The sequence below is a fragment of the Vibrio sp. 10N.247.311.51 genome, from assembly GCF_041467855.1.
Taxonomy (GTDB): domain Bacteria; phylum Pseudomonadota; class Gammaproteobacteria; order Enterobacterales; family Vibrionaceae; genus Vibrio; species Vibrio coralliirubri.
This window is the reverse complement of the sequence record NZ_JBFSVK010000020.1, coordinates 58,125-71,583: the sequence shown is the minus strand read 5'-3', so window position 1 is coordinate 71,583 and position 13,459 is coordinate 58,125. Positions and strand designations below refer to the sequence as shown.

Here is a 13,459-nt window from a genome sequence, read left to right as displayed (position 1 = left end):
TACTGATAAAACGTCAGTAAATTTAAAGGATTACACATGACATTGTGGAAACGCACATTAATTGCCATTGCAGCGGCTTGTACTTTATCAACAAGCTTTGCAGCGCCGGTCGAACTAGACAGCGTAAAAGTTATCGTTAACGAAGGCGTTATCTTACAAAGCGACATCGATGCCTCGATGAAGACGCTGCGCGCAAACGCTAAAAAAAGCGGTCAAACACTGCCATCGCAAGACGTGCTCAATGAGCAAGTGCTCGAAAAACTGATCATCGATACTATTCAAACTCAAGAAGCGGAACGTATTGGCGTTCGTATTGATGATGCTAGACTTGATCAAGCAATCGAAGGCATCGCGAAAGACAACAACCAAACAGTTGAACAACTTACCGCATCGGTTGCGGAAGAAGGCCTTAGCTACAATGCATTTCGTGAGCAAGTAAGAAAAGAGATTGCAGCAAGTGAAGCTCGTAACGCCTTAGTTCGTCGCCGTATCAATATTCTTCCTGCGGAGGTCGATAACCTAGCGGATATCTTAGCTCAAGAGACTAACGCGACCGTTCAATACAAAATTGGCCACATTCAGCTGCGCTTTAATGATGACCAAACCAAAGAAGAGTTAGAGGCTCAAGCTACTGAGCTGGTTGAAGAACTGAACTCAGGCAAAGATTTCAGCACCATGGCGTATACTTACTCTAAGGGTCCTAAAGCACTGCAAGGTGGTGATTGGGGATGGATGCGTAAAGAAGAGATGCCAACCATTTTCGCTGACCAAATCAAAATGCAGAATAAAGGCAGCATCATCGGTCCTTTCCGCAGCGGTGTAGGCTTCCACATCCTGAAAATTGAAGATGTGAAAGGCCTAGAAACCGTAGCAGTAACGGAAGTGAATGCTCGTCATATCCTGATTAAGCCAACTGTCATCTTGAGTGACGATGGCGCGAAGGAACAACTTGAAGAAATCACACGCCGCGTAAACGCAGGTGAAGCGAGCTTTGGCGACCTTGCACAGCAATACAGCCAAGATCCAGGTTCTGCAGTACAAGATGGTGAGCTAGGCTACCAAACACCAGATTTGTATGTACCAGAGTTCAAACACCAAGTAGAAACCCTGCCTGAAGGCAAGATCAGTGCACCATTCAAAACAGTACACGGTTGGCACATTGTTGAAGTACTAGACCGTCGCGAAGTAGACCGCACCGATTCAGCTCTGAAAAATAAGGCTTACCAAATTCTATTTAACCGTAAATTCAACGAAGAAGCTGGTGCTTGGCTGCAAGAAGTAAGAGCAAGTGCCTTTGTTGAAATGGTTGAGGACGACCAAGATGACAACAACTAAACGTATTGTCATAACCGCAGGTGAACCAGCAGGGATAGGTCCAGATTTAACTCTGGCTCTATCTCAAGAAAGTTGGCCTCATCAACTCGTGGTTTGTGCTGATAAAACACTGCTATCCGAGCGAGCTAAAATTCTTGGTATCGAAGTCGATCTGCTAGATTATGACGCAAACGCAACTAAGCAACCGCAACGCGCTGGTACACTGGTAGTGAAACACGTTCCACTTGCTGAAACGGCAGTTGCAGGTCAACTCAACGAGGCTAATGGTCATTACGTATTAAATACTTTAGAAACCGCAGCAATTGGCTGTATGAATGATGAATTTGATGCTATTGTCACCGGCCCCGTTCACAAGGGTGTAATTAACCGAGCTGGCGTTGCTTTTAGCGGCCATACCGAGTTCTTTGCAGAGAAGTCCAATACACCACTGGTGGTGATGATGTTGGCAACTGAAGGGCTGCGTGTTGCGCTAGTAACAACGCACATCCCACTAGCTTATGTATCTCAAGCTGTGACCGAAGACAGATTAGAACAAATTATTGCTATTCTGAATAAAGATTTGGTTGAGAAATTTGCGATTGAGAAACCAACTATCTACGTATGTGGCTTGAATCCACATGCTGGTGAAGATGGTTGTTTAGGGCGTGAAGAAATTGAAACCATCACCCCGACGCTAGAAAAAATTCGCCAAAAAGATGGCATCAATTTAGTTGGCCCATTGCCAGCAGATACCATCTTTAATGAAAAATATTTGCAAGATGCAGATGCTGTTTTAGGTATGTATCACGACCAAGTACTCCCGGTATTGAAATACAAAGGGTTTGGTCGCTCAGTGAACATCACGCTTGGCTTACCGTTTATTCGCACATCAGTCGACCACGGTACCGCCTTAGACTTGGCAGGGAAAGGCCAAGCCGATACAGGGAGCTTTAGAACAGCGCTCACGCACGCCATTGAATTAGTAGAGAAAAAGCAATGAGAAATGATGTCCACTTAGGGCACAAAGCGCGTAAACGTTTTGGTCAAAACTTCCTTAACGATCCATACATTATTGATGGCATCGTATCGAGCATTAACCCACTACCAGGTCAAAACTTGGTAGAGATCGGCCCTGGTCTAGGCGCAATTACTGAGCCTGTGGGTAAGCTTGTCGATAAATTTACCGTTATCGAATTGGATAGAGACCTTGCAGAACGTCTGCGTAACCATCCAGATCTTGCGGACAAGCTAACGATCCGCGAAGGCGATGCGATGAAGTTCGATTTCCAAGAACTGGTTAAACCGAACAATAAGCTACGCATCTTTGGTAACTTGCCATACAACATCTCTACACCATTGATGTTCCACCTTTTTGAATTCCATAAAGACGTACAAGACATGCACTTTATGCTTCAAAAAGAAGTGGTTAACCGTCTAGCCGCTGGCCCTGGCAGTAAAGCTTACGGCCGTCTTACTGTGATGGCTCAGTACTACTGTAAAGTGACACCTGTGCTAGAAGTGCCACCAACGGCCTTCGTTCCGCCACCGAAAGTAGACTCTGCAGTTGTTCGCCTACAGCCATACGAAGTGCTGCCTTACCCGGCAAAAGATCTGAAATGGCTTGATCGCGTATGTCGTGAAGGCTTTAACCAGCGTCGTAAAACGGTTCGTAACTGCTACAAGAGCTTGATCGATAAGGAAGTACTGGAAGAGCTTGGTATCAACCCAAGCATGCGCCCTGAGAACTTAACGCTCGAGCAGTTTGTCGACATGGCAAACTGGTTGTACGACAGTCACAACGCTGACAAATAAATAAAAAAGGCTCCTACACTTCGGTTAGGAGCCTTTTTTATGTAATACTTTAATTACATTAAGTATATCAACAACAAAAGGTGCGAATATGGATATATCTACGCCTTGTATCAAATGCCAGGTTCACTCTAAGTACATAGAAGAACAATCTGAGCCAACGAAGAATCGTTACGTCTTCGCCTACATTATTACCATCAAAAACCTAAGTAAAACAACGGTACAGCTTATGTCTCGCCGCTGGTTAATTACCGACTCTAACGGCAAGCAACTCACCATTGAGGGTGATGGTGTGGTTGGGCAACAACCCGTGATTGAAGCCAACGACGAATACACCTACACAAGTGGCACTGTCATCGAAACCCCTGTTGGCGTTATGCAAGGTCACTATATGATGACCGATAACAAGGGCATTGATTTTATTACCGAAGTTGACCCATTCAGACTCGCAATCCCTAATATTCTTAATTAGCCTTACATCCGTATCTACAGGAAATTATTGTGTCGAATTATATTGTCGGAGACATCCAAGGGTGCTTCGACGAACTTCAATTACTGCTTGAAGCTATTAACTTTGATAAACACCAAGATACCTTATGGGTAGCTGGAGACCTAGTCGCTCGAGGCCCAAAATCATTGGAAACTCTACGCTTTATTCGTACCCTTGGTGACGCAGCTAAGGTTGTATTAGGCAACCACGACTTGCACCTTCTGGCGGTGTCCTTAGGGCTATTTCCAGCGAAACCAAAAGATAAGACTCAAACGATTCTTGATGCTGAAGATCGTGAACTACTACTCGAATGGTTAAGGCAACAACCTTTGCTTCAGGAACACCCGGAGTTCGTGATGTGCCATGCGGGTATCTCGCCGCAATGGAGTATAGAAACAGCACGTATCGAAAATCAAGAGGTTGTATCCTTGCTGAAGTCGGAAAGATGGCAATGGCTTATCGAAAACATGTACAGCAACACGCCTGATTTATGGCATCAGGATTTACATGATATTGAGCGCTATCGCTATGCAATCAATAGCCTTACAAGAATGCGCTTCTGTTTTGAAGACGGTCGACTCGACATGGCATGTAAGCTACCACCCAATGAAATTACCGATGAACCATTAGTACCGTGGTTTGACCTTCCACAACGCATAAAGCTCGATAAAACCGTTGTTTTTGGACACTGGGCTGCACTTGAAGGCTATAACGGAAAAGACGTGATTGGACTAGATACTGGCTGCGTTTGGGGAGGAGACTTAACCGCACTTCGCTGGGAAGACAAACAGTTTTTTACTCAAAAAGCGTTATAGATATACGAAACACTTGCGCTACTCGTGCAGCAGCGCAAGTGTTTTTAAATTAGGAGTTAACGCTCGAGAATCACAAACTCCATGTTGTGTTTGTTTTTCTCGTCAGCTTGATAGCTCTCGTTAAAGCTCTGCTTCCAACCTTCTCCCCAGTCTGGAAATTGCGTATCACCATCGACATCAAAATCGATATAAGTCAGATACAACTTGTCTGCTTTAGGTAGGCAAGTTTCATAGATTGAACCACCACCGATAATCATCACTTCATCGACATCGTTGACCAGCTCTAGTGCTTTATCAATCGAAGTAACAGTCGTCACCCCTTCAATTTCCAAGCTCGCATCACGGCTAATCACAACGTTTAATCGACCAGGTAAAGGACGCCCGATCGAATCATAGGTTTTACGCCCCATGACTACAGGCTTACCCATAGTCGAGCGTTTAAACCATGCAAAATCCGCAGGCAAGTGCCAAGGCATCTGGTTGTCTTTACCTATTACACGGTTATTGGCCATTGCTGCAATCATACTGATGATCATAAATCGAAAGTCCTGTCCCTAAAAAGAAAATTAACGCTAGACGATAGGTCTGCGTCGGTAGAATAACAGCCCTGGTACAGCTAAGCCAACCGCCAGTCCAGCGATAATAAACATTGATTTCAAAAAGTTCTCCATCAACATTGCCAGTAACTCAGGCGTATAGCCTGCCCTGTTAATCTCTACCATAGCAATCATTGCCTTGAAGGCAAACACGCCTGGGACCATAGGAATCAAGGCTGCAACCGTAAATACCTTAGGATGCGCTAACAGTTTATGTGACCAATGAACCCCTATCATGCCAACCACCGTCGCGGCAAAGAACGTTGCCCATTCGATTGGAATACCAAAGTGCATCATCAGATAACGGCTACCATGGCCGATAGAGCCGCCAAGTGCACAATAAATTAAAGCGCGTTGCGGGACGTTAAACACCAATGCGAATCCAACCGCAGGAATCGCGGCGAAAAACATATCATTGAGCAAACCTAAAAACAGTTCGAAAATACTCATTAGCTCGCCCATCCCCAAACATCAGATAAACTCATCGCTGCCACAATACCCAAGCTCGTCGCCAAAGTTAATAAGCTGGCCATGGTAAAGCGCGCTAACCCCATATTAATATGGCCTTTAAGCATATCAGCGACAGAGTTAATCAGAGGGAAGCCGGGTACTAACATCAATACCGATGAAGCCATCACGATCGTGGGCTGTCCGCCAATATTGTAAAGTACGGCTTGAGCAGAGATGGTAGTGGTAACGAATGCGGTGATCGCAAAATTTAATAAAGGATTGAAATGACGATGGCCAATTTCTTGTCTGACGATCATGCCACAGGCTGAAGCAATAAAAGTCATCATGAATACCTGCCAATCTCCGCCCGCAAGACGGCTAAAAGAGGCACATGATAATCCTATCATCACAACCACTAGCCAACGGTTGTAGCGCTCGGGGCTGATGTTTTGAATCTTTTTATACGCCAAATCATAATCAAGAATTCCCTTCTCCATCATGATGCAAATGCGTTGAATGTCAGTGATAACCTGCATGTTAATGCCACGATCAGCACAACTTCGAGTGGTGGTAATACAGTGATCATCCATCACAGTAGTAACAACAAGCGCATTGGCTGACAGTGCGACTTCAACCTCATTCACCCCACAAGCAATGCCGATACGGCGCATGATATCGCCGACCAGTGTGCTCTCAGCCCCGTGAGCCAGTAACATTTGTCCCGATTGAGCGACAAGTCTTGAGATCGCTCTTTGCTTTGATGCCATGATTTCCTTCCCATAGGCGTTATACCATCACAGTAAGTAAGTGTTCAGAAATAGCGCAGGAAAAAGCTTGAGAACAAGGCAGAGATTTTCGATAAATAGTTATTCTACAATCAAAACCTCTAACGCAGTTATCGAGCGTTTTAACAAGCTAGGGTGACCAGTTATTTACTACGATTGGTATTAATTATCTAGAAATAAATTCTGCATTAAAATTCGACAGTACATAATGATTTAGATACAAAAAAACCGCAATTTTCATTGCGGTTTAATAAAACTATCAGTCTACTTGGAAGAAGCGACCGATGATTTATGAGAAGTTAAGAGGGGTTAGTCACGAACATAGATAACATGACCGTCATCTTCTTCGTCATCCCAATCATCCCAATCGTCGTCATCTTCAGTAACGACATTCTTGCCGCTCATCGCATCTTTATGGTAGTCATCCCACATAAAGTCTACTTTCTCTTCTTCTTCAACTTCTACAACTTCACGAGGTAGGTTTTCCATAAACTCACCTAGTTTGAAGCAAAGATCTTTGGTGCCGATTTTATTCACTGCAGATATCTTGAAGTACTCGCCTTCCCAGCCCAAAGCATCGATGATTTCTTGAATCTTTTCGTCTGCTTCGTCTTCTGGCATTAGGTCAACTTTGTTGAACACTAACCAACGAGGTTTTTGTGAAACTTTTTCACTGTATTGCTCAAGCTCATCAATGATCGTCAGTGCATTCTGAATAGGATCAGATTGATCGATCGGCATAATATCGATCATATGCAGAAGAACACGGCAGCGCTCAAGGTGCTTAAGGAAACGAATACCAAGGCCTGCGCCATCAGCTGCGCCTTCGATTAGACCAGGGATATCGGCAACAACGAAGCTCTTTTCAGGAACAACACTCACTACACCCAAGCTTGGGATCAAGGTAGTGAACGGGTAGTCAGCCACTTTTGGTTTCGCAGCAGATACTGAACGAATAAAAGTAGATTTACCTGCGTTTGGTAGGCCAAGCATACCAACATCAGCTAATAGAAGAAGCTCTAAACGCAGTTCACGAACTTCGCCTTTAGTACCCATTGTCTTTTGACGAGGAGCACGGTTAACAGACGATTTAAAACGCGTGTTACCAAGACCGTGCCAACCACCTTTACCAACCATCACTTTCTTGCCGTGTTCAGCAACTTCAGCAACGATTTCGTTGGTGTGGATATCAACTGCACGAGTACCTACAGGCACTTTCAGTGTAATGTCTTTACCACGTTTGCCAGTACAGTTACCACCGCGACCGTTCTCACCACGCTCTGCGTTGTAAAAACGTTGGAAACGATAATCGATCAGCGTGTTTAAGTTCTCATCCGCTTGGATATAAACGTCACCACCGTCACCGCCGTCGCCGCCATCAGGACCACCTTTAGCGACGAATTTTTCGCGCCAAAAGCTTACTGTACCATTACCGCCATCACCGGCTTCTATTTTTACTACCGCTTCATCAACGAATTTCATTTTTTAACTCCGCACTTACGTTGCGTTACCACTCATCAAGGAGTGATATAAATTCTAGCAGATCCGTGTTTAGATCGATCACCTAAGATCTAGGCCGACCTGCAACCAAGGAACAAATAAGGAGAGGTTCTTTGCTTCTTATTTCTTAAAAACAAACGGCTTCTTAAAAACTAATCTGTTTATCAAAAAATAAAACGGCTTCTCAAAACCAAAACAAGAGCGTCTGCTTTTTTATTCTTGCTATAAATAAAAAACCCTGCCGAATCGGCAGGGCTTTTGAATTCAGCTTGAAAGCTAATAAAATAATCTAATTAAAGATTAAATTACTCAGCTTCGATGCTTACAAACTTACGGTTTTTAGGACCTTTAACAGCAAATTTCACTTTACCTTCAGTAAGAGCGAAAAGAGTGTGGTCTTTACCGATGCCAACGTTTGTGCCAGCGTGGAACTTAGTACCACGTTGACGAACGATGATGTTACCTGCAAGAACAGATTCACCACCAAAACGCTTAACACCAAGACGTTTGCTTTCTGAATCGCGGCCGTTATTAGTAGAACCGCCAGCTTTTTTATGTGCCATTGTTAAACTCTCCTAATACTTAAGCGTTAATGCCAGTGATTTTCACTTCAGTGAACCACTGACGGTGACCAGCTTGCTTACGCGAGTGCTTACGACGACGGAACTTAACGATTTTTACTTTATCGCCACGACCGTGTTGTACTACTTCTGCAGTAACCTTGCCACCTTCAACAAGAGGTGCACCAACAGCGATTTCTTCGCCGTTAGCAACAAGAAGAACTTTATCAAATTCAACAGTTGCACCAGTTTCAACGTCTAATTTCTCTAAACGAAGTGTTTGACCTTCGCTTACTCGGTGTTGTTTGCCACCAGATTGGAAAACAGCGTACATATTTTACTCCGCTTTTTCCGCACAGCCTATGGTTGTTAATTGTACAACTCGGGTGTGCGCTAAACTAATCAATAGGGCGCAGATTCTACGGGAATCATGGCGCTATGACAAGCCATATTTTTAAAAAATTGGCGAAAACCTGTTCGCCAAAGAAAAGTGCGGCAATCATGCCCTTTAGCGATGTATTAATCAACGTTTTTTAGTGTATTATTCAACAATTAAATACAACGTATAAGCCTTACAGGGTCTAACTTCAGCCGGATGAACAATGGATTTTAAAGCTATCCAAACGCTTACTGCCAATGATATGGCAAAAGTGAATGAAACAATTCAAGCCCAACTTAATTCTGACGTAAGTTTAATCAACCAGCTTGGTTTTTATATCGTTAGCGGTGGTGGCAAACGCCTACGCCCTTTGCTTGCTCTTTTATCTGCTCGCGCACTCGGTTACCAAGGTGAAGCTCATATCACCTCTGCAGCCTTTATCGAGTTTATTCACACCGCAACCCTGCTTCACGACGACGTTGTCGATGAATCGGACATGAGACGCGGTAAAGCGACGGCCAATGCCGCTTTTGGTAATGCCGCTAGCGTTTTGGTGGGTGACTTTATCTACACACGCTCATTCCAAATGATGACAACGCTAGGATCTTTAAAGATCCTTGAGCTAATGAGTGAAGCGGTAAACGTGATTGCCGAGGGTGAAGTTCAACAATTAATGAACTGTAATAACCCAGACACCACAGAAGAAAGCTACATGCAGGTGATCTACTCTAAAACTGCTCGTTTGTTCGAAGCTGCGACCCAAATCGGTGCGATTCTTACTGAGTCATCACCAGAGATCGAAACAGCAATGCAGAACTATGGTAAATACCTAGGCACCGCATTCCAGCTGATAGACGATGTGATGGATTACACTGCAGATGGTAAAGAGATGGGTAAAAACGTTGGTGACGATCTTGCCGAAGGCAAACCAACACTGCCTCTGCTTTACGCAATGCATAATGGCTCTCCTGAACAAGCAAGCATGATTCGTGAAGCGATTGAAAAAGCGAACGGCATGGAACGTCTTGACGACATTATGGCTGTAATGAAAGAGACAGGCTCTTTAGAGTACACAACAAATAAAGCCTACGAAGAGGCCGATAAAGCCATCGCTGAGCTTTCTGTACTTCCTGACTCTGAATATAAGCAAGCGCTAACCACGCTCGCACACTTAGCTGTTAAACGCAGCAAGTAAGCAGGTTAATAGACAACTCGCTTCTAGCTTCTAGTTTCTATATAAATAACAAAAAGAGCCTCAGGGCTCTTTTTTCGGTTTTGAACAAATATTTGTAAGAGCGCCAAATTCAATATCGGCTCGCTTCTAATGATAACGGCAGTTGAGCTTCAATTTCTTCAAGCTCTTCCATTGGCACTGCGTATTGCTCATGTCCGTTGTAAGTCTCTACTAACGCGTACTGCTCTTGCTCATCAATTACCAATACTTTTCCTAAGTGCCCCAAATATTCGACATTCATACCCTTCTGAACAGTAGCCATAACATTTACCTTTACATTAGTTGTAAAGCTAAATACGAGTAGCTTGAACTTCAGGATCAAAAAAGCCGATCATAATGACCGGCCTTTATTAATTAGCTTAAGGCTGAGTTAAATAGCGTCTCGCTTATTTAGCGAATTCAACACCAATCTCGATGTCGCCATTTAGCGTTTCAAGCATGCTATCTAAAGCGTTACGTTCGAAGTCGCTCAGCTCACCGTAGCTAAGGATCGCTTCAGCGCCCTCTTTGCCTAGTTTAACTGGCTGTGCGAAGAATGGAGCGTGCTCGCCTTCACCTTCAACGTATGCACATTCAATCACGTTCTCTTCACCTTGAAGCGCTTTCACTAGAGCAAGACCGAAACGACAAGCCGCTTGACCCATAGACAGTGTCGCACTGCCGCCGCCAGCTTTAGCTTCTACTACTTCTGTACCTGCATTTTGGATACGAGTCGTTAGTGCTGCGATTTCTTCGTCAGTGAACTCTACGCCTTCAACTTGAGAAAGTAGTGGAAGAATCGTTACGCCTGAGTGACCACCGATAACAGGAACACGGATGTCTCCTGGATCTTTGTCTTTTAGTTCAGCAACGAACGTTTCAGAACGAATCACATCAAGAGTCGTAATACCGAATAGACGACGCTCGTCGTAAACGCCCGCTTTCTTCAGTACTTCAGCCGCGATTGGCACAGTTGTGTTTACTGGGTTCGTGATGATACCAACACAAGCAGTCGGACAAGTAACTGCGATTTTCTCTGCAAGAGACTTAACAATGCCAGCGTTCACATTGAAAAGATCCGCACGATCCATACCAGGCTTACGAGCAACACCCGCAGAAATAAGCACAACATCCGCACCTTCTAGTGCTGGTGTTGGATCTTCACCCGCGTAACCTTTGATCGAAACAGGCGTTGGGATATGGCTAAGATCGGCAGCAACACCCGGTGTTACCGGAGCGATGTCGTAAAGTGCAAGATCTGAACCAGCAGGTAGGCGGTTCTTGAGTAGTAGGGCTAGGGCTTGACCGATGCCACCAGCGGCACCAATAACAGCTACTTTCATTGTTATTCTCCTTGAGAGCTTTCTCTTATAGATTCTTTGTAGGGTAATTCTTGAGCTAAATCTAAGTTAAAAAACTATATTAATCACAAAGTGATTACAATCAATTAACGCTAGCTTTGCGACTTCGCGCAAGTCAATAAAACCGTGCTACACAGCAAGTTCGCATTATGGCGATAATCGACTGAAATAACAAAATAAGTCGTCGCAAATAACACATTATTCTATTAAATATTTACAGTGATATGACTAACAAATTACAGGGATGTTTTGGCTAAAATTGAATATGTATGCGAGAATATGCAAACATCTTTGTTAATGAATAAGAATGACATATGCGCAATACAGAAAAGCAAGACAACTTAGTTCGTGCATTTAAAGCCTTACTAAAAGAAGAACGTTTTGGCTCACAAGGCGAAATTGTGGATGCCCTAAAACACGAAGGTTTTGAAAGCATCAACCAATCTAAAGTCTCGCGTATGTTAACCAAGTTTGGTGCCGTTCGAACTCGTAACGCAAAAATGGAGATGGTTTACTGTCTTCCTGCTGAGCTAGGTGTTCCGACCGTTTCTAGCTCTCTAAGAGAATTAGTACTAGATATTGACCACAACAATGCATTGGTGGTGATACACACAGGCCCTGGTGCGGCGCAGCTGATTGCTCGTTTATTAGACTCACTAGGTAAGTCGGAAGGCATACTGGGCGTAGTCGCAGGTGATGACACTATCTTCATTACTCCAACGTTATCGGTTACCACTAAGCAACTGTTTGATTCAGTGTGCGAACTGTTTGAATACGCTGGATAATTGATCGCTGTTTCATAACTATCAGCCTTATTAATGGATCACGAGCATCTATTCGCTTCGTGATCCAAATCACATCCTAGAATATCCATACCTCCCTTCTAAAATCACACTAAACTATTGATTTTAAAAAACTCAGTAGCAAATCAAACACGAGATCCAGACATCATTTGTTAGATTTTTTAGCTATATCTTTTAACATTCGAGTAATTTTCTGCCAATTTTTGATATTATTCAGCCACTTTTTCATCACATGGATTGAAAAAGGTGCCGTTTCCAAATAGGAAACTCCAGAAGCAACTACACTTGTTTCAGGGTTAATAATGAATAAAGGAAGGGAAATTCATGGCATTTACCAAACTTATTAAAGTTGGTGCTATTGCAGCTGCTGTAATGGGCGCTGGCGCTGTTAACGCTCAAGAGTTCATCACAATTGGTACTGGTTCAGTTACGGGTGTTTACTACCCAACTGGTGGTGCGATTTGTAAGCTAGTGAACAAGGGCCGCAAAGACCACAACATTCGTTGTTCTGTAGAGTCTACTGGTGGTTCAATCTACAACGTTAACACCATCCGTGCTGGTGAACTAGATTTCGGTGTTGTTCAATCGGACTGGCAATACCACGGCTACAACGGTACAAGTAAGTTCAAAGATCAGGGCGAATACAAGAAACTTCGCGCGATGTTCTCTCTACATACAGAACCGTTCAACATCATCGCTCGTACTGATGCTGGCATCAACAATGTGTCTGACCTAGCAGGTAAGCGTGTAAACATTGGTAACCCAGGTTCTGGTGACCGTGCAACGATGGGTGTTGTAATGGACGCTATGGGCTGGACTAACGACAGCTTCAAGCTTGCTTCTGAGCTTAAAGGTTCTGAGCGTTCACAAGCACTTTGTGATAACAAGATTGATGCATTCATCTACATGGTTGGTCACCCGAACGGATCAATCAAAGAAGCAACAACTTCTTGTGATGCAAAACTGGTTTCAGCAACAGGTCCACAGATCGACAAGATCGTAGCTGAAAACCCATACTACGCTTACAGCACAGTTCCTGCTGGTATGTACCGTGGTACTGACGCTGACGTAAACAGCTTCGGTGTTGCAGCAACTATGGTAACAACTTCAGACGTTTCTGAAGAAGTTGCATACAACGTTGCTAAGGCAGTATTTGAAAACTTTGACACTTTCAAACGCCTACACCCAGCATTTGCTAACCTGAAAAAAGAAGACATGGTTAAAGCGGGTATCTCTATCCCTCTTCACCCAGGCGCAGCAAAATACTACAAAGAAGTGGGCCTTCTAAAGTAACTCTACTTTAAGCCTACTACACCAATAAGGAGGCTAGCCCTCCTTATTGGCTTTTCACGTTTTATAAAAATAATTTAAGTGAAAAGAACAG

The 13,459-nt window shown here is 43.9% G+C and carries 16 protein-coding genes; 8 read left to right on the top strand and 8 right to left on the bottom strand.

Annotated elements, in window-relative coordinates; genetic code table 11:
- The first annotated feature begins 36 nt into the window (after positions 1-36).
- The 5 genes from surA (at position 37) to AB6E85_RS17305 (ending at position 4,428) form a co-directional block, all read left to right on the top strand.
- Positions 37-1,335, top strand: a complete 1,299-nt coding sequence (gene surA / locus AB6E85_RS17325; protein ID WP_050651959.1) for a peptidylprolyl isomerase SurA — start codon at positions 37-39, stop codon at positions 1,333-1,335.
- Positions 1,322-2,314 (top strand): 4-hydroxythreonine-4-phosphate dehydrogenase PdxA, encoded by a 993-nt coding sequence (gene pdxA / locus AB6E85_RS17320; RefSeq protein ID WP_050651960.1) that lies wholly within the window; start codon positions 1,322-1,324, stop codon positions 2,312-2,314. The genes surA and pdxA overlap by 14 nt, the downstream gene beginning before the upstream one ends.
- On the top strand, positions 2,311-3,126 hold the full coding sequence (rsmA, locus tag AB6E85_RS17315; protein ID WP_017062942.1) for a 16S rRNA (adenine(1518)-N(6)/adenine(1519)-N(6))-dimethyltransferase RsmA: 816 nt from the start codon (positions 2,311-2,313) through the stop codon (positions 3,124-3,126). The genes pdxA and rsmA overlap by 4 nt, the downstream gene beginning before the upstream one ends.
- A gap of 88 nt (positions 3,127-3,214) precedes the next feature.
- On the top strand, positions 3,215-3,595 hold the full coding sequence (gene apaG, locus AB6E85_RS17310) for a Co2+/Mg2+ efflux protein ApaG (protein WP_372143353.1): 381 nt from the start codon (positions 3,215-3,217) through the stop codon (positions 3,593-3,595).
- A gap of 29 nt (positions 3,596-3,624) precedes the next feature.
- Positions 3,625-4,428, top strand: a complete 804-nt coding sequence (locus tag AB6E85_RS17305) for a symmetrical bis(5'-nucleosyl)-tetraphosphatase (protein ID WP_372143351.1) — start codon at positions 3,625-3,627, stop codon at positions 4,426-4,428.
- Between the two features lie 56 nt (positions 4,429-4,484).
- Here the strand turns inward: AB6E85_RS17305 and folA are convergent, their stop codons facing one another.
- The 6 genes from folA to rplU all read right to left on the bottom strand — a co-directional run bounded on the left by folA (position 4,485) and on the right by rplU (position 8,653).
- Entirely contained in the window at positions 4,485-4,964 is a 480-nt protein-coding gene (gene folA, locus AB6E85_RS17300) for a type 3 dihydrofolate reductase (protein ID WP_065676151.1), read from the bottom strand.
- A 36-nt stretch (positions 4,965-5,000) separates the two neighbouring features.
- On the bottom strand, positions 5,001-5,474 hold the full coding sequence (locus AB6E85_RS17295) for a threonine/serine exporter family protein (RefSeq protein WP_017062945.1): 474 nt from the start codon (positions 5,472-5,474) through the stop codon (positions 5,001-5,003).
- Positions 5,474-6,241, bottom strand: a complete 768-nt coding sequence (locus tag AB6E85_RS17290) for a threonine/serine exporter ThrE family protein (RefSeq protein WP_048657975.1) — start codon at positions 6,239-6,241, stop codon at positions 5,474-5,476. The genes AB6E85_RS17295 and AB6E85_RS17290 overlap by 1 nt, the downstream gene beginning before the upstream one ends.
- A gap of 327 nt (positions 6,242-6,568) precedes the next feature.
- A complete protein-coding gene (gene cgtA, locus AB6E85_RS17285) occupies positions 6,569-7,741 on the bottom strand; it encodes an Obg family GTPase CgtA (protein WP_017061377.1) in 1,173 nt (390 codons plus the stop codon).
- Between the two features lie 323 nt (positions 7,742-8,064).
- Positions 8,065-8,322 (bottom strand): 50S ribosomal protein L27, encoded by a 258-nt coding sequence (gene rpmA / locus AB6E85_RS17280; RefSeq protein WP_004735905.1) that lies wholly within the window; start codon positions 8,320-8,322, stop codon positions 8,065-8,067.
- A 19-nt stretch (positions 8,323-8,341) separates the two neighbouring features.
- Entirely contained in the window at positions 8,342-8,653 is a 312-nt protein-coding gene (gene rplU, locus AB6E85_RS17275; protein ID WP_004740823.1) for a 50S ribosomal protein L21, read from the bottom strand.
- Positions 8,654-8,921: 268 nt separating this feature from the next.
- Between rplU and ispB the strand changes: the two genes are divergently transcribed.
- A complete protein-coding gene (gene ispB / locus AB6E85_RS17270) occupies positions 8,922-9,893 on the top strand; it encodes an octaprenyl diphosphate synthase (RefSeq protein ID WP_017061376.1) in 972 nt (323 codons plus the stop codon).
- 109 nt (positions 9,894-10,002) lie between these two features.
- Here the strand turns inward: ispB and AB6E85_RS17265 are convergent, their stop codons facing one another.
- Complete coding sequence (locus AB6E85_RS17265) at positions 10,003-10,194, bottom strand: hypothetical protein (RefSeq protein ID WP_017061375.1); 192 nt, start codon at positions 10,192-10,194, stop codon at positions 10,003-10,005.
- Positions 10,195-10,318: 124 nt separating this feature from the next.
- Positions 10,319-11,254, bottom strand: coding sequence for a malate dehydrogenase (gene mdh / locus AB6E85_RS17260; protein ID WP_372143350.1), 936 nt, complete (start codon positions 11,252-11,254; stop codon positions 10,319-10,321).
- 332 nt (positions 11,255-11,586) lie between these two features.
- On the opposite strand from mdh, the gene argR reads away from it, so the two are divergent.
- Together argR and AB6E85_RS17250 are read left to right on the top strand one after the other, a co-directional pair.
- Positions 11,587-12,057, top strand: coding sequence for a transcriptional regulator ArgR (gene argR, locus AB6E85_RS17255; RefSeq protein WP_004740827.1), 471 nt, complete (start codon positions 11,587-11,589; stop codon positions 12,055-12,057).
- Between the two features lie 342 nt (positions 12,058-12,399).
- Positions 12,400-13,368, top strand: a complete 969-nt coding sequence (locus AB6E85_RS17250) for a TAXI family TRAP transporter solute-binding subunit (RefSeq protein WP_017061374.1) — start codon at positions 12,400-12,402, stop codon at positions 13,366-13,368.
- Positions 13,369-13,459: the final 91 nt, after the last annotated feature.

Excerpts from the sequence above, each read along its gene's own strand:
- surA (WP_050651959.1), top strand. The coding sequence starts at position 37 with ATGACATTGTGGAAACGCACATTAATTGCCATTGCAGCGGCTTGTACT.
- pdxA (WP_050651960.1), top strand. The coding sequence starts at position 1,322 with ATGACAACAACTAAACGTATTGTCATAACCGCAGGTGAACCAGCAGGG.
- rsmA (WP_017062942.1), top strand. The coding sequence starts at position 2,311 with ATGAGAAATGATGTCCACTTAGGGCACAAAGCGCGTAAACGTTTTGGT.
- apaG (WP_372143353.1), top strand. The coding sequence starts at position 3,215 with ATGGATATATCTACGCCTTGTATCAAATGCCAGGTTCACTCTAAGTAC.
- folA (WP_065676151.1), bottom strand. The coding sequence starts at position 4,964 with ATGATCATCAGTATGATTGCAGCAATGGCCAATAACCGTGTAATAGGT.
- AB6E85_RS17295 (WP_017062945.1), bottom strand. The coding sequence starts at position 5,474 with ATGAGTATTTTCGAACTGTTTTTAGGTTTGCTCAATGATATGTTTTTC.
- AB6E85_RS17290 (WP_048657975.1), bottom strand. The coding sequence starts at position 6,241 with ATGGCATCAAAGCAAAGAGCGATCTCAAGACTTGTCGCTCAATCGGGA.
- cgtA (WP_017061377.1), bottom strand. The coding sequence starts at position 7,741 with ATGAAATTCGTTGATGAAGCGGTAGTAAAAATAGAAGCCGGTGATGGC.
- rpmA (WP_004735905.1), bottom strand. The coding sequence starts at position 8,322 with ATGGCACATAAAAAAGCTGGCGGTTCTACTAATAACGGCCGCGATTCA.
- rplU (WP_004740823.1), bottom strand. The coding sequence starts at position 8,653 with ATGTACGCTGTTTTCCAATCTGGTGGCAAACAACACCGAGTAAGCGAA.
- ispB (WP_017061376.1), top strand. The coding sequence starts at position 8,922 with ATGGATTTTAAAGCTATCCAAACGCTTACTGCCAATGATATGGCAAAA.
- AB6E85_RS17265 (WP_017061375.1), bottom strand. The coding sequence starts at position 10,194 with ATGGCTACTGTTCAGAAGGGTATGAATGTCGAATATTTGGGGCACTTA.
- mdh (WP_372143350.1), bottom strand. The coding sequence starts at position 11,254 with ATGAAAGTAGCTGTTATTGGTGCCGCTGGTGGCATCGGTCAAGCCCTA.
- argR (WP_004740827.1), top strand. The coding sequence starts at position 11,587 with ATGCGCAATACAGAAAAGCAAGACAACTTAGTTCGTGCATTTAAAGCC.
- AB6E85_RS17250 (WP_017061374.1), top strand. The coding sequence starts at position 12,400 with ATGGCATTTACCAAACTTATTAAAGTTGGTGCTATTGCAGCTGCTGTA.